17 protein-coding genes are annotated in these 15,167 nt (G+C 60.9%); 13 read left to right on the top strand and 4 right to left on the bottom strand.

What is annotated here, in order from left to right:
* Together ACYP01_RS04620 and bphC are read left to right on the top strand one after the other, a co-directional pair.
* Positions 1–248 (top strand): acyl-CoA dehydrogenase family protein (locus ACYP01_RS04620; RefSeq protein ID WP_459678783.1); only part of this gene is annotated, 248 nt, incomplete at its 5' end.
* A 35-nt stretch (positions 249–283) separates the two neighbouring features.
* Positions 284–1,204: a biphenyl-2,3-diol 1,2-dioxygenase gene (gene bphC, locus ACYP01_RS04615; protein ID WP_042924009.1), complete on the top strand. Its 921-nt coding sequence runs from the start codon at positions 284–286 to the stop codon at positions 1,202–1,204.
* Positions 1,205–1,268: 64 nt separating this feature from the next.
* Here bphC and ACYP01_RS04610 read toward each other — a convergent pair whose 3' ends face one another.
* The 3 genes from ACYP01_RS04610 to ACYP01_RS04600 form a co-directional block, all read right to left on the bottom strand.
* The gene (locus ACYP01_RS04610) at positions 1,269–2,582 is read right to left on the bottom strand and encodes a bifunctional o-acetylhomoserine/o-acetylserine sulfhydrylase (protein WP_019745377.1); all 1,314 of its coding nucleotides are present in this window, start codon (positions 2,580–2,582) and stop codon (positions 1,269–1,271) included.
* Between the two features lie 37 nt (positions 2,583–2,619).
* The gene (locus ACYP01_RS04605; protein WP_007732784.1) at positions 2,620–3,135 is read right to left on the bottom strand and encodes an OsmC family protein; all 516 of its coding nucleotides are present in this window, start codon (positions 3,133–3,135) and stop codon (positions 2,620–2,622) included.
* 241 nt (positions 3,136–3,376) lie between these two features.
* Positions 3,377–4,138, bottom strand: coding sequence for an enoyl-CoA hydratase-related protein (locus ACYP01_RS04600; protein ID WP_003940058.1), 762 nt, complete (start codon positions 4,136–4,138; stop codon positions 3,377–3,379).
* A 117-nt stretch (positions 4,139–4,255) separates the two neighbouring features.
* Between ACYP01_RS04600 and ACYP01_RS04595 the strand changes: the two genes are divergently transcribed.
* Positions 4,256–4,849, top strand: coding sequence for a TetR/AcrR family transcriptional regulator (locus ACYP01_RS04595; RefSeq protein ID WP_003940428.1), 594 nt, complete (start codon positions 4,256–4,258; stop codon positions 4,847–4,849).
* On the opposite strand, the gene ACYP01_RS04590 is transcribed toward ACYP01_RS04595, so the two are convergent.
* Positions 4,850–5,452, bottom strand: a complete 603-nt coding sequence (locus ACYP01_RS04590; RefSeq protein WP_459678794.1) for a TetR/AcrR family transcriptional regulator — start codon at positions 5,450–5,452, stop codon at positions 4,850–4,852.
* A 343-nt stretch (positions 5,453–5,795) separates the two neighbouring features.
* On the opposite strand from ACYP01_RS04590, the gene ACYP01_RS04585 reads away from it, so the two are divergent.
* From ACYP01_RS04585 to ACYP01_RS04540, 10 genes are all read left to right on the top strand, one after another.
* Positions 5,796–6,599 carry an SDR family NAD(P)-dependent oxidoreductase gene (locus ACYP01_RS04585; RefSeq protein ID WP_459678782.1) on the top strand — a complete coding sequence of 268 codons (804 nt, stop codon included), beginning with the start codon at positions 5,796–5,798 and terminating at the stop codon, positions 6,597–6,599.
* 55 nt (positions 6,600–6,654) lie between these two features.
* Positions 6,655–7,776: a DUF5938 domain-containing protein gene (locus tag ACYP01_RS04580; protein ID WP_003940189.1), complete on the top strand. Its 1,122-nt coding sequence runs from the start codon at positions 6,655–6,657 to the stop codon at positions 7,774–7,776.
* Positions 7,777–7,849: 73 nt separating this feature from the next.
* The gene (locus tag ACYP01_RS04575; RefSeq protein WP_459678781.1) at positions 7,850–9,370 is read left to right on the top strand and encodes an AMP-binding protein; all 1,521 of its coding nucleotides are present in this window, start codon (positions 7,850–7,852) and stop codon (positions 9,368–9,370) included.
* Between the two features lie 205 nt (positions 9,371–9,575).
* Complete coding sequence (locus tag ACYP01_RS04570) at positions 9,576–10,955, top strand: MFS transporter (RefSeq protein WP_007732774.1); 1,380 nt, start codon at positions 9,576–9,578, stop codon at positions 10,953–10,955.
* A 137-nt stretch (positions 10,956–11,092) separates the two neighbouring features.
* On the top strand, positions 11,093–11,635 hold the full coding sequence (locus ACYP01_RS04565; RefSeq protein ID WP_459678779.1) for a VOC family protein: 543 nt from the start codon (positions 11,093–11,095) through the stop codon (positions 11,633–11,635).
* Positions 11,636–11,637: 2 nt separating this feature from the next.
* The gene (locus ACYP01_RS04560) at positions 11,638–12,402 is read left to right on the top strand and encodes an SDR family NAD(P)-dependent oxidoreductase (protein ID WP_042448491.1); all 765 of its coding nucleotides are present in this window, start codon (positions 11,638–11,640) and stop codon (positions 12,400–12,402) included.
* Positions 12,392–13,312: a beta-keto acid cleavage family enzyme gene (locus ACYP01_RS04555; protein WP_215516093.1), complete on the top strand. Its 921-nt coding sequence runs from the start codon at positions 12,392–12,394 to the stop codon at positions 13,310–13,312. Before ACYP01_RS04560 ends, ACYP01_RS04555 begins: the two co-directional genes overlap by 11 nt.
* 58 nt (positions 13,313–13,370) lie before the next feature.
* A complete protein-coding gene (locus ACYP01_RS04550; RefSeq protein ID WP_128638072.1) occupies positions 13,371–13,727 on the top strand; it encodes a hypothetical protein in 357 nt (118 codons plus the stop codon).
* Positions 13,727–14,161, top strand: a complete 435-nt coding sequence (locus ACYP01_RS04545) for a hypothetical protein (protein ID WP_459678778.1) — start codon at positions 13,727–13,729, stop codon at positions 14,159–14,161. Before ACYP01_RS04550 ends, ACYP01_RS04545 begins: the two co-directional genes overlap by 1 nt.
* On the top strand, positions 14,158–15,153 hold the full coding sequence (locus ACYP01_RS04540; RefSeq protein ID WP_042448479.1) for a dihydroxyacetone kinase subunit DhaK: 996 nt from the start codon (positions 14,158–14,160) through the stop codon (positions 15,151–15,153). The genes ACYP01_RS04545 and ACYP01_RS04540 overlap by 4 nt, the downstream gene beginning before the upstream one ends.
* The last annotated feature ends 14 nt before the right edge of the window (positions 15,154–15,167 follow it).

The raw sequence follows: 15,167 nt of genomic DNA, 5'->3' as shown, positions 1-15,167 counted from the left end.
TCGAGCTTCGTGCGATCGGTCGGCGTACGCAGACTGCTGCGGCGTGGCGTGCGGTGCGTGCGGTGGACGAGATCTTTGCTCGTTCCGGTGGTGGCGCTTTGCAGTTGAACACGCCGATGCAGCGGTTCTGGCGTGATGCTCATGCCGGTCTCGCGCATGCGATTCATGTGCCTGGCTCCATCTTCCATGCGTCGACGCTCTCGCAGCTCGGCGGCGAACCGCAGGGTATCCACCGCTCGATGATCTAGTCCCACAAATACTTTCGAAGCAAGGACGGTTAGGCATGACTGAAATTAGGGGCCTGGGGTATCTCAGGATCCAAACGCAGGACGTGGCTCGCTGGCGCGAGCTCGTGGTCGACGGACTCGGCCTCGCGGTCGGTAGTGGCCCGGAAGCCGACGGCCTCTACTTGCGCCTGGACGAGCGTCGTGCGCGACTGATCGTCCTGCCCGGTGAGACGGACAAGGCTCTCGCAGTGGGCTGGGAAGTGCGAGATCAGTTCGCGCTCCAGCGTGTTCGTGAAGCAGTGGAGAAGGCCGGAGTCGAGGTCGAGGTTCTTTCCGAGGTCGACGCCAGCTACCGCGATGCCGAGCAGGTCATCGCATTCGGCGATCCCAACGGCAACCGAGTCGAGGTCTTCTTCGGACCGGTACTCGACCACAGCCCGTTGGTCACCCCGCACGGCGGCCGTTTCGTCACCGGCGATCAGGGCCTCGGCCATGTGGTGCTTCCGGTTACGCGTTTCGACGAGGCATACACCTTCTACACCGAGGTGCTCGGATTCCTCCCGCGCGGTTCCATCCGTCTCGGCGGTATCGATGCGCCGCCGCCGGCTCGCCGCGTTCGCTTCATGGGTGTCAACCAGCGCCACCACAGCCTGGCGTTGTGCCCGGCGCCGCCGGTTGACGAGCCCGGTCTCGTGCACCTGATGATGGAAGCCGAGACTCTCGACGCCGTCGGTCAGGCTCTCGATCGTGTTGCCAAGCTCGGCTTCTCGATCTCCTCGACGTTGGGTCGCCACACGAACGACAAGATGGTGTCGTTCTACGTGCGCGCACCGGGTGGATGGGATCTGGAGTTCGGTTGCGAAGGCATGCTTGTCGACGAAGCCTTCTACACCGCTGAGGAAATCACGGCCGACAGCTACTGGGGCCATGACTGGTCCGAGAGTGAACCGCTGGCCGCGTTCACTCCCAAGAGCTAGCTCTTACGCAACGAAAAAGCTCGGTCCCAATGCATATCGGGGCCGAGCTTTTTCGTGCGATAGATCAGGAAGCTGCTGCGGCCAAACCGGTTTCGAGGTCGGCGAGAATGTCGTCGATCCCTTCGATGCCGACCGCAAGGCGGACGAGCCCCGGGGTGACGCCCGAAGCGAGCTGCTCCTCGGGGGTGAGCTGCGAGTGCGTCGTCGACGCGGGGTGGATGACGAGTGAGCGAACGTCACCGATGTTGGCGACGTGGCTGTGCAACGTCAGTGCGTTGACGAACTTCTTGCCTGCGTCGACTCCACCGGCGAGCTCGAACGCGACGATGGCGCCGGTTCCCTTGGGAGCCAGCTGCTTTCCGCGCTCGTGCCAGGGCGAGGATTCCAGTCCGGCGTATGCGACCGACGTGACTTCGGCGCGGCCCTCGAGGAATTTCGCGACCTTCTGGGCGTTGGACACGTGGCGCTCGATGCGCAGGCTCAGTGTCTCGATACCCTGCGAGATGAGGAAGGCGTTGAACGGTGCGATGGCCGAGCCGAGGTCGCGCAGAAGCTGAACGCGTGCCTTGAGGGCGTAGGCGGGTGCGCCGAGATCGGCGAAGGTGACGCCGTGGTAGCTGGGGTCGGGGGTCGTGAAGTTGGTGTGGCGTCCCTGGGTCCAGTCGAAGGTGCCACCGTCGACGATGACGCCGGCGATCGCGGTGCCGTGTCCGCCAAGGTATTTGGTGGCGGAGTGGACGACGATGTCGGCGCCGTGCTTCAGCGGCTGAATGAGGTACGGAGTTGCGACCGTGTTGTCCACGATGAGCGGGATGCCGTGCTCATGGGCGACTGCGCTGATGCCGGGGATGTCGAACACGTCGTTCTTGGGGTTGGAGATGGTTTCGCCGTAGAACGCCTTGGTGTTCGGACGGATTGCCTCACGCCAGTGATCGAGGTTGTCCGGGTCCTCGACGAAGTCGACGGTGATACCGAGCTTGGGCAGCGTGTAGTGGAAGAGGTTGTACGTGCCGCCGTACAGGCGAGGGCTTGAGACGATGTGGTCCCCGGCCTCGGCGAGGTTGAGGATCGCGAAGGATTCGGCGGCCTGACCGGACGCAACCAGCAGAGCCGCGACTCCGCCTTCGAGGGCGGCGATGCGCTGCTCGACGGCGTCCTGCGTCGGGTTCATGATGCGGGTGTAGATGTTGCCCGGCTCTGCGAGGCCGAAGAGCGCCGCCGCATGGTCGGTGTTGTCGAAGACGTAGCTGGTGGTCTGGTAGATCGGAAGCGCCCGAGCGTTGGTAGCGCTGTCCGGGCCCTGTCCGGCGTGGACCTGCTTGGTTTCGAACGACCAATCGGCGGTCGGATCGGTATCGACGGGGGTGTTCTCGCTCATGAATTCATACTCCGTGGTGAAGGTGGGTTGGTGCGGGTCAGGCGGTTTCGACGACTGTATGCACTGGGACGGGATTGCGGGTGAGATCGAGTACGGGGCAGTGGGCGTCGACCGTTTCCTGCAGTTCCAGGTAGCGCTCGCGGGTTTCGGGGCCGGTCAGGGTGACGACCACGCGGACCTCGGAGAATCCCGGGCGGACGGCGTCGTCGAAGCCGAAGAATCCACGAACGTCGAGGTCACCTTCGGCTCTGGCCGAGATGTCGTCGAGAGCGATACCGAGTTTGTCCGCCCAGACGCGGTAGGTGACCACCTGGCAGGAGAGCAGGGAAGCAAGGTAGTACTCGACAGGATTGGCTGCGGTGTTCTCGCCGCCGAGGGCCGGCGGCTCGTCGACCTCGACGCTGTACTTACCGAGAGAAATGGTGCTGGCAACGGCGTCGTGCGCCTGGGCGGAAGCCTTGAATACGACGTGCGCTTTGCTGGCGTCTTTGTCGATGGCGTCGGCGTTGGCTGCTACGACGGAACTCAGGTGTGAGATGGAGGCGGTGGTCATGACAGAAATGTCCCCTGATCTGGGTGTACATACGAGTATCGACGTGAGCGGCGCTCACGTCGTAGGTCCGATCAGTAGATCGGACACCCGGATGTACAGACATGCGCAAAGTCGACATGGCGCCGCCGCGTCAGCAGCGTGCCCGTCTCGTATGCGCCGATTCCCGTCACAGGAGAGACTGTAACCGGTTCATACCCTTTCCGACCAGACGTATAGGAAATCTGTCTCGGATTGTGGTCTGTCATGCGGGCGGCAGTCCGCTCCATCGGGGTGTCCGACGAGTGGCGAAAGCGTCGAGTCCTTCGGCGATGTCCGGAGAGCGCAACACTGCGTCCTTGGCGTCGTCGGTGACCTTCCATCCGTCGGCGTCGGCGTCGGCGTAGAGAGCCTCGATGGCCTTCAGACTCAGACTCACGGAGGTGGGGGAGGACTCGCAGATCTCCGCTGCCATCACCAGTGCCTCGTCGAGTGCCTTACCAGGGGCAGTGACTGCATTGACGACGCCGAGGTCCTTTGCCCGTTCGGGATCGAGTGTGCGGCCGGTGATCAAGAGTTCACGGGCGACGTTGATCGGAAGCGCGCGAGGAGCCCGAAAGAGTGCGCCGGACGTCGCAACCAGACCGCGTTTGGTTTCGGGAAGGCCGAATTGCGCTGTGGCAGAGGCGACGATCAGATCGCAGGCCAGTGCGATTTCGAAACCGCCACCAAGCGCGTAGCCCTCGACTGCAGCGATCAGGGGCTTGTTCCGCCGGCGCCGAATGACGCCGTACTCACCGCCGCGAGGCATGCGAAGGTCGGCCCGCTCTCGGATATCGGTTCCGGCGCAAAAGATGTTGGGGGTTCCGGTGATGATGCCGACCCACAGATCAGGGTCGTCGTCGAGAAGATTCAGCGCGGCTTCGATTCCCTCGGCAGTCTCACGGTTGATCGCGTTACGGCGTTCTTCGCGTTCGATCCTGACGATGAGAACGCGGTCATGGCGTTCGGTGGAAACAGTCGACATAATTGGACTGTAGTCCACCTATCGGAGGCGGAGGTGCGTCACCTGACGGGACGGACATTGGACACATTCCGGACTGTGGCGAAGACTGTGTTCTGAGGCGGAGAAGGGCAGGTCGACGTGATTTCCAAACGAGAACAGAACAAGCGCGACACCAACGACAGGTTGCTCTCGGCTGCTCGAATTCTGTTCTCGGCGCAGGGTTTCGCCAGCACGACCGTCGACGACATCGCCGAGCGAGCCGAGGTGTCGCGAGCCACCTTCTTCAATTACTTCCAGGGCAAGGACTCGGTTCTCGAGGCGCTGCACAGTGATCATCTCGATCAGCTTGCGGCACTGGTGGATCAGCTCATGGAATCGCCGATGCCGACTTCTGATCGGATCTCCCGGATTTTTCAGGACTTTGCGCAGCAAGCGATCATGCATCCGCGCTATCTGCGCATGGTGACTGCAGAACTCGAGCGCGACTTCGCCTCCTCCGGAGCGGGGGCGGCCCACGATCATCGGTTCCACGTGGAACTTCTGCGGATCGTCACTGCCGGTATCGAAGCCGGCGAAGTGAGATCGGACTACCCGCCGCTCTTTCTCGCACAGATGATCGGTGGTACGTACGGAGCGTTGGTCCGCTTCTGGCGGCAAGACGCCGATTACGACGTGGTCGGAGAATTCGATCGCGGAGCCAGGTACGTCGCGGAAGGCATCGCTGCTCGCTGATCAGGGAGTGGGCACTACCAGAGGCAGCATCTGCTGGACGCTCACCGAAAGACAGTTTGCGGCAGTCTGATCGCCGGACAGATGGCGCAGCAGGCTCTGCTGGAACAGGCCGTCGAAGATTGCGTACATCGCCGCCGAGGTGACCGATGCCTCTACGTCGAGGAGCTCGGCGTAGCGAGAAACAATGCGCCAGATCATGTTTTCGAGACTCTCGTCGATCGCGGCGACGTCGGCTCGGAACGACTCCTCGAACATCGACTGCGCGCGCAGGTCGTACCAGAGGCGGTGCATCGTGGGTTCTTCGATCATGGTCTCGGCGAGCAGTGCGCCGAAACCGGTTTTCAGTTCCTCCGGTGTCTTCGCGGTGGCGACGATGCCGTCGTAGCGGGTGACGCAGCGTGCCTTGTAGTGGCGCACGCAGTGGGTGATGAGATCGACCTTGTCGCTGAAGTAGTAGTGCAGGACGCCGTGGGAGAACTCCGAATTCTGGGCGATTTCGCGCAGGCTCGTGCGTGCGTAGCCCAATTCGGCCAGGGTTTGCAGTGCGGCCTCGGCGAGTTGATCACGTCGCTCGGAGAATTTGTCGACCTGGCGACGCGACACCTTGTCTGCGTTGGACCGCTTGGCGGAGTCGGACCGCTTCGCGGAGTCGGACTGCTGGTCCGGGGAGCTAGGTGCAGCCTTTTTCCCTGCCCCACTAGGCGTCTCGACTGTCGTGGTCACGATGGCACGTCCTGTTCCCTGCGGTTTCCACAGCGGCACGATCACCGCGTCCGAATCAGTGTAACCCTTGGTCTTTGACGAGCGTGTAACAAAATCTTGACAGTCGTCAAGATTTCTCTTGACACTCGTCCAAAGTTGAATACTCTGTGACTCACACCACTTGGCAGCGTCGCTGTGAACGGTGGCATCGCGAGAGTCGTTTCAGTCATGGAGGCAGTCGAAAATGAGCGTGTTTGATCTCAAGGGACGAAAAGCACTGGTCACAGGTGGTGCCAAGGGGCTCGGAGCCGGAATGGCTGAGGCGTTGGCGAAGGCGGGGGCGTCAGTGATGATCGGCGACGTTCTCGAAGACGAGGGTCGTGCCACCGCAGAGGCTGTTGGTTCGGGCGGAGTCAAAACCGGCTTCGTAAAGCTGGACGTCACCGACGATGCCAACTGGGAAGAGGCAGTCGCCGCCACCGCGGAGACCCTCGGCGGCTTCGACATCCTCGTCAACAACGCAGGCATCGAGATTTCCTCGCTGGTGGTCGACCTCGATCCGAATGACATCCGCCGTATGTGTGAGGTCAACATTCTCGGAACAGCGCTCGGAACCAAACACGGACTGCGCAGCATGCGTCCGGGTGGCGTAGCCGGAACCGGCGGTTCCGTCATCAACATCTCTTCAGTGGCCGCAACCATTCCGTTTCCCGGGATCAGTGGATACTCCGCGACCAAGTCCGCGGTCGATCGCTTCACCAGAGTTGCCGCCGCCGAGTCGGGCAAGCTCGGCTACGGAGTCCGCGTCAACTGCATCTACCCGGGTCTTGTCGCCACGGAGATGGGTCTCGGACTCGCGGCGGACATGGAGAAGCTCGGTCTCTGGCCCAGCGCCGAAGCAGCAGTCGGAGACGTCATCGGCCTCACCCCGCTCGGCCGCCTCGGTGAAGTGAACGACATGGCTGACGCCGTTGTGTTCTTGTCCTCCGACGCCGCGCGATTCATCACCGGAATCGGCCTACCGGTCGACGGTGGCATGGGCATGTAACTCGCCCTTCATTCGTACGTACACCCTTCTCACGTCTTCGAAAGGTTCCACGAACATGTCCGAAAAGAAGCCCGTCATCGTCTACGGCGTCTCCGGGTACACCGGCCGTCTGGTGTGTGAATACCTGCGCGAGTTCAACATCCCGTTCATCGCAGCCGGCCGCGACGCCGCTCGCATCCAAGAGGTCCTCGACAAGATCCCCGGATTGGACACCGTCGATCACGAGGTCGTCGAGGTCGAGCACACCGTCGAGGCGCTCACCGAACTGTTCACCGGTGCACAGGTTGTCAGCAACATGGTCGGGCCGTTCATCAAGCTTGGCGGGACCGTCGTCGAGGCCGCGCTGAATGCCGGTTGCCACTACATGGATACCACCGGTGAGCAGGACTGGGTACTCGACGTCCAGGAGAAGTTCAGCGACAAGTATCAGGAGAAGGGCCTGCTCCTCTCTCCCGGTATCGCGCAGATGTACACCACCGGTGAGATCGCGGCCAATATCGCACTGGAAACGCCGGGGCTCGATACGCTCGACATCCTCGTGCTGTGGAAGGGATTTCCCACCTACGCGTCCACTCAGACGATCTTCACCATCCTCAAGGCGAACTGGTACTACCTCGAGCAGAACAAGTACGTGCAGTGGGCGCCCGGCCAGACTTTCGACGTCGTCGTTCCGGGCCAGCACGAAACTGCGCTTGCATTGCCGTGGGGCGGAACATGCCACCCGGTGTGGTTCAAGAACGATCCGCGAGTTTCCAACGTCAAGGCTGCGGGCGGAGTGTTCGACCGCACCGTGATGGAAGGCGTTGTCGCGACGCAGAAGATCGTGGAGGAGCAGATCAAGACCCTGCCCGCCGACGAGCAGGAAGCCGCCTTGGCCGAGATCGCCGGATCGGTTCAGGCCGGTATGCCCCCTCGTGAGAATCCGCGCATCAACACCTCACTCGACTCCGTCTACGCGTCGGGCCCGCTGGGTCGCTCGCACGTCGTGATCCACGGAAACTGTAACTACAAGCAGACGGGCCTCCTGCACGCCTATGCAGCGCATTCTCTGCTCCAGCAGGCGCCGAAGCGGACCGGGCTTGCCTCGGCTTGCCAGGCGTTCGGCCATCGCGAACTGCTCGGCGCGCTACGTAGTTTCGGGCTGGCTCTGGAGCCGGAAGTAACCATCAACGCCTAACTCGTCGCCCTCGTCATCATGTTCACGGCTCCCGGCGTGTAGCGCGCCGGGAGCCCCGCCCTGGAGGCTCCCCATGCGTTTGACCGACTATCTCGACAAGGGAGCCTCTCTTGGTTCCACCGCACCGTGTTTGACGATGGGGGAGCGCACTCTCTCCTACGGCGAGGTGCAACAGTTCAGCCGACGCTTCGCAGCTTCGCTCGCGGCTTCGGGCATCGCGCCGGGCGAAAAGGTCGCGATTCTGTCCGGCAACGACCCGATCTCGTTCTCGTGCGTATTCGGAATAAGCCGGGCCGGCGGCGTCTGGTGCCCGATCAACCCTCGCAACGAAGCTGCGGAAAACCGAGACCTGTTGGATTTGTTCGATTGTCGCGCTCTGTTCTTCCAAAAGTCCTATGCGCCGCTAGTCGACCAGATCAAGGATGCGCTTCCCCAGTTGGTGACGCTCGTCTGCATCGACGGCGAATCGGAATCGGCACAATCTCTCGAAAGCTGGCTCGGGGAAGACGAACTCGACGTCGCTGCGCCCGACGACGTCACCATGCTGGTCGGCACCGGTGGTACAACTGGACGGCCAAAGGGAGTGATGTTGACCGGGCACAACATCGAGACGATGACCGCAATCACTTTGATGAGTTATCCGTTCGAGGGGCGCCCGGTGTATCTGGCGCTGGCGCCGCTGACTCACGCCGCCGGTGTTCTGTGCTTCCCGATCATGGCCCTCGGCGGCGAAGTGGTGATCATGCCGAAGCCCGACCTCGGGTACTTCCTCGCGAACGTTCAGAAGCACAAGGTGACTCACACCTTCCTGCCGCCGACGCTCATCTACATGCTGCTCGAGCACGAGGCCCTGTCGGCCACGGATCTCAGCTCGCTGCAATGCTTCTGGTACGGAGCGGCGCCGATCTCCCCGACCAGACTCGCGGAGGCGATCGACAAGATCGGCCCGGTCATGGCTCAGTTGTTCGGGCAGAGTGAAGCCCCCATGATGATTTCGACGATGTCACCGAAGGAGCACTTCGGCTCGGACGGCACTGTCGCAACGTCACGACTTTCGTCGGCGGGTCGACCGTCGCCGCTGGTGACCGTGGGGATCATGGACGACAAAGGCGCGCTGCTCGGACGTGGCGAGCGTGGTGAGGTGGTGATCCGCAGTTCGTTGGTGATGGCGGGTTATTACAAGAACCCCGACGCAACCGCGGAAGCGTCAGCCCACGGCTGGCATCACACCGGCGATATCGGGTACCTGGACGACGACAATTTCCTGTTCATCGTCGACCGTGCGAAGGACATGATCATCACCGGCGGTTTCAACGTCTATTCGGTCGAGGTGGAGCAGGCACTCATGGCGTATCCGGGGATTCAGGACTGCGGAGTGATCGGGTTGCCGGACGACAAGTGGGGCGAACGCGTTGTGGCAGTGGTGCAACCGCACCTCGGCGCCGACATCGACGGCGCCGAGGTGATGGCTTTCGTGAAGGCTCGCATCGGAAGTGTGAAGACTCCGAAGCAAGTCATCGTCTGGGACGATCTACCTCGCTCCAAGGTCGGCAAAGTTCTCAAGAACGAGATCAAGAGCGAGCTGACTGGCTGAATACCCTCGGGACGCCTATGTTTCACCGCACGGAGTGCCTGTCGAAACCGACAGGCACTCCGCTTTCTTGTCACCCCGGCTGGTCGATTGCTCACGAATCGAGTACCGATCATCGGGAATCGTGTCTGTGAAGTTCGAATCGCGACCCGCATCGTCTCTGTGTCAGCCATCACAATGATGTGTTCGAATGAGTACGAGGTGAATCATGCGTCACGAAAGAACAGTCACCGAGCAACTTCCCCTTCCGGCCAGGACCGTCCGGAAGGTCATGCTCCGCTTCATGCCGGTCATCGGATTGGCATACATCGTCCTGTATCTCGACCGATTGAACATCGGCGTTGCAGCATTGACGATGAACAAAGAACTCGGAATATCGGCCTCGATGTTCGGGTTTGCGGCCGGAATCTATTTCTGGAGTTACACGATCTGCGAACCCCCGAGCAACTACATCCTCACAAAGGTCGGTGCGCGGCGCTGGATCACACGAATCATGATCACGTGGGGCGTGGTCACCATCGGAACCGCGTTCGTTCAGGGTGCCAGCGGATTGGTGGCAGCACGATTCCTGTTGGGTATTGCCGAAGCCGGCTTTTCGCCCGGCATGCTGTTCTTCGTCTCGAAGTGGTTCCCGAATCGGGATCGAGGCAAAGCAATGGCGTGGATCGTGACCTTCATCTGTATCTCCGGCCTGGGTACTCCGATCACCACACACCTGATGGCTATCGACGGCTTTCTCGGGCTTTCCGGATGGCGATGGGTTTTCATTCTCACCGGCGTCCCCGCTGTGGTCATGGCGTTTGTGATCTACAAGGTTCTGCGGGACAAGCCTTCCGAGGCGGAGTTCCTCTCCGAGGAAGAACGCGGTTGGCTCACCGATACGCTCGAGTCCGAGGCGCAAGAGCGCGAAGCGGTCGTCGGTAAGCACAGCTTCCTCCAGGGACTCGTGCACCCACGAGTACTGGTGTTGATCTCCGTGTTCATTTGTTTCACCTTCAGCCTCAACGGTTTCCAGATTTGGATGCCGCAGATTTACGCGCAATTCGGGATGAGCACCAATCAGATCGGATGGGTTGCCGCACTACCTGCACTGATTGCGATCGGACCGATGATCTGGTGGACGCGCCATTCGGACCGCGCCGGAGAGCGCCCCGTGCACTTCGCCATCGCCGCATCGGTCGCAGCACTCGGATTTGCTATTGCTGCGCTGTTCTTCACCACACCGGTTGTCGCTATCTTCGGATTCTGCATCGCCGGGATCGGTCTCTACAGTTCGATGAGCATCTTCATCACCATGCCTTCGAGCTTCCTTACCGGCGCTGCCTTGGCGGCAGGTTTCGGTGTCATCAACGGAATGGGTAACCTCGGAGGCTATTTCGGTCCACAGGTCACCGGCTGGATCAAGGACGCGACCAACAGTTTCACACCGGCAATCGGGGTGTACTCCGCGGTGCTGGCGACGGCAGCATTGATCGTGCTGCTGCTCAAGGTGATCACCAGAAAGGCCGACAAGGCCAACGACCAACTGACACTGGATTACCGGGCGGAGCGCGACGCCGGAACCTTGGTTGCACCTGAACAGGCTTGAGCCGAGTCTCGGCCCCGGAAGATTCCCGATCAACGGGAATTCTTCATTCTTCAGGCGATCATGCGCAGGACATCATCACTTATCAGGATCACAGTCGTCGACCGTGGTTTCGTCGGCAACGAACAAACGAGGACTTCGTGAGTAGATACTTCGGGCCTTTGCGCCAATTGGGTTTTGTGGTCAACGACATCGACAGCGCGCTGAAGCATTGGATCGACGTTGTCGGCGTTGGCCCCTTCTTCTTCGTGGAGGACCAACCGTTGAACGACTTCGTCTTCCGTGGCAAGTCGAGTGCGCCTCGATTCAGTGTGGCGCTCGCGCACAGCGGAAGCGCGCAGATCGAGCTGATTCAACAACACAACGATGAGTCGTCGGCATTTCGCGAGTTCGCCGATCGAGGGCTCGAAGGACTTCAACATGTTGCCTACTGGACAACGGATTTCGATCGATATGTGGAGGAATCCAAGAACCGAGGGCTCGTCGAATTGCAGAGTGGTAGATCCGGTAGTGGCGCACCGGACGAGCGATTCGTGTACTACGAGGACGGCCCGTATCCGGGAACAGTCATCGAAGTCTCGGAGGTCAGCGGAAGGAAGGGCGATCTGTTTCGCGCAGTCGAGGCTGCATCGAAGGAGTGGGACGGGTCGAATCCCATTCGCGACATGAGGAAGGTGCTGTAGTCGTGAGTAGGAAGGTAGCGATCGTCACTGGTGGCGCATCCGGGATCGGCCTGGCAACGTGCAAACGATTCGCCGACTTGGGTTGGCATGTCATCTCTGCCGACCTGTCGCATACATCCGGAGACACTGCGCCAGAACCAGATACACGGACGGTCGGCGTTCGAGTGGATGTCACCGATGAGGGAGACATCCGACGGCTTCGCGACGTCGCCGAAGAGCTGTTCGGTCGTGTCGACACGGTTGTGACCTCGGCGGGAACCGCGGACAACGCGCCGATCCGGCACACCACACCCGATCGATTCAGGCGAACCCTCGAGCTGAACCTCGTTTCCACGTTTGCGGTGGTCAGGGAGTTCGTGGATCTGCTCGCCGCAGATGGCGGCGGATCCGTGGTGACAATTGCCTCGGTTTCCGGCCTACGCGGCAGCGTAGACCGTGCTGCGTATTCCGCATCGAAAGGTGGCGTGGTCGCGTTGACCACACAACTCGCGATCGAGCTCGCCGGCGAGGGGATCCGAGTCAATTGTGTTGCACCGGGTTCGACGCGGACACCGCTTGCAAGTCGGGCCCAGAGCCCTGAAATGCAGAGCGCCATCTTGCAATCGATCCCGTTGAGCCGTTACGCGGAGCCGGCTGAGATTGCCGAAGTCGTGACCTTTGTCGCTGGTCCCGGCGCCGGTTTCGTGACGGGTCAGACGTGGACAGTCGACGGAGGTCAGTCGATGACAGCCGGTTGGAATCTTCCGAAGGAGCGACATGACTCTTGAGGCAACGTCCAGTACAACGGATAAACCGGTAATCATCGGAGTGCACGTCAACGAGAACACCATGCGCGCACCCAATCCCCACATTCCGTGGACGCCCAGCGAAATAGCCGACACTGCCCTCGCTTGTGAGGATGCGGGGGCGTCGTTGATGCATTTTCACGGTCGAGCCGTGGACGGCGGCGTGGATCACTCGGCGGCGACCTACGGAGAGATCGTCGAGCGGGTTCGGGCGGTATCGAATCTGCTGCTTGCGCCGTCGATGGCCAATGTTCCCGGCTACACGATAGACGAGCGGCTGTCGAATCTTGCCCCGAACCAAAGTGATCCGAAACGACGTTCGGACTTCTTGGTCGTCGACATGGGCTGTGCGGCGATGGACTTGATCGATGCGACGACAGGCTTGTTCGCAACCGATTCCAGGGTCTTCGTCAACGACACTCGAACACAGATCGAATTACTCTCGCGCGCTAGTGAATTGGGTCTGGTGCCGTATCAGACGTCATTCAACGTGAGTTGGACGCGCGCGATCTTCGCCCACGCAAGGGTGCGGAATCCGTCGTCACCATTGGTGATCGCTTTCATTCTCGGTGGTGACGAGTTTCCGGCTGCACATCCGGCGACAGCAGCAGGGCTACGTGCGCAACTGGACCTCCTGCCGGCTGATCTTCCAGTGGAGTGGATCGTCTCGGCCTACCGAGGCAATGTTCTTGCAGCAGCGGAGGAGTCGATCAAGCGCGGGGGCCATGTAGCAATCGGTGCCGGTGACTACCACTACGAAGAACTGGGATACCCCTCCACACCTGATCTGGTCGCCGAAGTTGTTTCGATCGCTCGGCGGTACGGGCGTGAACCCGCAAGTCCTGATCAGGCACGTCGAATTCTAGGGGTGGATGTCCATGCGAGTAGTTGAAACCGAAGGTGCCGAACCTACTTTGGTTCATTCCTCTAACGGAAAGAGAGTGTGGATCATGGATTCGATTGCGTTTGCTTCCTCGGCTCAGGCCGGTGATGTGATCGTGACCGGATCACACGGAGGGACGAGTGCTGGAGAGTACGCCGTCGGGTTAGGGGTTCGTGTTGTGGTGTGCAATGACGCCGGCATAGGGAAGAACAAGGCCGGAATCGCAGGTTTGGCTGCGATCGACGCCCAGAAGATCGTCGGCATTGCAGTCGGACACGAGAGTTCGCGTATCGGAGATGGCAACGACGTGTGGGAGTGCGGCATCGTGACGTATGCCAATCCGACTGCAGTCGCAGCGGGTGTGCGTGTGGGCAGCCGCGTTTCCGAAGAAGTGCTGGCACTGATAGAGAGGAGCGTCGACTGATGTTTCGGAACATTGTCGGTGTGGAGAACGGTAGACAGATTGTCGTCATGGACAGTATGTCGCAGATCGAACGGTCGGACCGCGACCGCATCGTCGTTGCGGCATCCAACGGCGGTCAAGAGTCAGGGCGGATGGCGATTGCGACGGGCTGTGCGTTGGCGGTGCTGAACGATGCCGGAATCGGCAAGGACAACGCGGGGATCATCGGAATCGTCCGCATGGGAGATTCGGGACTTGCCGGCGTAGCGGTCAGTCACGACTCTGCCGAGATCAGCAATGGAATGGATATGTGGCACAACGGAACTATTTCGTATGTCAACGAGCCCGCAGCGGCGGCTGGGATACGGGTCGGTGACAACGTTCGCACGTGTGTGAGTGCGTTTGCGGTTCGCTTCCCTGTCGGCCCAATGTCGGCGTCCGAGAGTTCGTCATGATCGGCCATGTGGTCAACCGGCCCGAGGATGTAGTCCGCGAAGCGCTCGAAGGACTTCAGATCCTGCACCCGGAAATGCTCTCCTACCACCGAGATCCGTTGTTTGTGACTCGCGCGGGTGTCGCCCGAGACAAAGTTGTGTTGGTCTCAGGTGGCGGGGCCGGGCATGAGCCGTTACACGCGGAGTTCGTCGGATCCGGCATGTTGGACGCCGCAGTTCCTGGGTCGGTCTTCGCCAGTCCCACAGCCTTTCAGATCCGCGCTGCGGTCAATGCTGTCGAGACCGGACGGGGTGCACTTCTCATCGTGAAGAACTACACCGGAGACAAACTGAATTTCTCGATCGCGGCCGAGTTACTCGGAACTGAGCGGCAAGTGGAGATCGTGATGGTCGACGACGACCTCGCGACGACGACTGCAGACGAGGGTGGACCTGGACGTCGTGGTACCGCTGCGGTAATTGCCGTGGAGAAGATTTGTGGGGCGGCCGCGGAACGGCACTGGGCGCTTTCCGAGATCGCTGACCTGGGGCGCCGGGTGGTGGCGGCGTCGGCGACGTTGGGTGCAGCTTTCCGCTCGTGCACGGCTCCCGGACAGGATCGTCCGTCCTTCGAACTGGCGCCGGGGGAGATGGAGTTCGGCATCGGAATCCATGGCGAGCGTGGACGTGAGACGCGTCCGACGGTTCCTGCCGCCGAACTCGTGGCGCAGTTGTCGGAGCCGATCCTCGATGCTGTCGGGGTTGAGCGCGGGGACGGTGTGATAGCGATAGTGAATGGGCTAGGGGCAACCCATGGACTCGAATTATCCATTGCCACTGCAGAATTAAAGTCTTTCCTCGAGGATGCCGGTATCGGTTTGGATCGTGTGATTGCAGGTTCTTTCGTCACTGCATTGGATATGCACGGGCTCTCTATCACCCTTCTCCGTTCGACCGAGGAGTTTCTGGATCTCTGGGATGCAACGGTACGCACTCCCGCACTCGCTTGGTAACTCGAATATGCACT

The organism is Rhodococcus sp. no. 34, from assembly GCF_054589475.1.
The sequence above is the reverse complement of the archived record's forward strand: the minus strand, read 5'-3'. Positions and strand labels throughout refer to the sequence as shown.

Excerpts from the sequence above, each read along its gene's own strand:
- bphC (WP_042924009.1), top strand. The coding sequence starts at position 284 with ATGACTGAAATTAGGGGCCTGGGGTATCTCAGGATCCAAACGCAGGAC.
- ACYP01_RS04610 (WP_019745377.1), bottom strand. The coding sequence starts at position 2,582 with ATGAGCGAGAACACCCCCGTCGATACCGATCCGACCGCCGATTGGTCG.
- ACYP01_RS04605 (WP_007732784.1), bottom strand. The coding sequence starts at position 3,135 with ATGACCACCGCCTCCATCTCACACCTGAGTTCCGTCGTAGCAGCCAAC.
- ACYP01_RS04600 (WP_003940058.1), bottom strand. The coding sequence starts at position 4,138 with ATGTCGACTGTTTCCACCGAACGCCATGACCGCGTTCTCATCGTCAGG.
- ACYP01_RS04585 (WP_459678782.1), top strand. The coding sequence starts at position 5,796 with ATGAGCGTGTTTGATCTCAAGGGACGAAAAGCACTGGTCACAGGTGGT.
- ACYP01_RS04580 (WP_003940189.1), top strand. The coding sequence starts at position 6,655 with ATGTCCGAAAAGAAGCCCGTCATCGTCTACGGCGTCTCCGGGTACACC.
- ACYP01_RS04575 (WP_459678781.1), top strand. The coding sequence starts at position 7,850 with ATGCGTTTGACCGACTATCTCGACAAGGGAGCCTCTCTTGGTTCCACC.
- ACYP01_RS04570 (WP_007732774.1), top strand. The coding sequence starts at position 9,576 with ATGCGTCACGAAAGAACAGTCACCGAGCAACTTCCCCTTCCGGCCAGG.
- ACYP01_RS04555 (WP_215516093.1), top strand. The coding sequence starts at position 12,392 with ATGACTCTTGAGGCAACGTCCAGTACAACGGATAAACCGGTAATCATC.
- ACYP01_RS04550 (WP_128638072.1), top strand. The coding sequence starts at position 13,371 with ATGGATTCGATTGCGTTTGCTTCCTCGGCTCAGGCCGGTGATGTGATC.
- ACYP01_RS04545 (WP_459678778.1), top strand. The coding sequence starts at position 13,727 with ATGTTTCGGAACATTGTCGGTGTGGAGAACGGTAGACAGATTGTCGTC.
- ACYP01_RS04540 (WP_042448479.1), top strand. The coding sequence starts at position 14,158 with ATGATCGGCCATGTGGTCAACCGGCCCGAGGATGTAGTCCGCGAAGCG.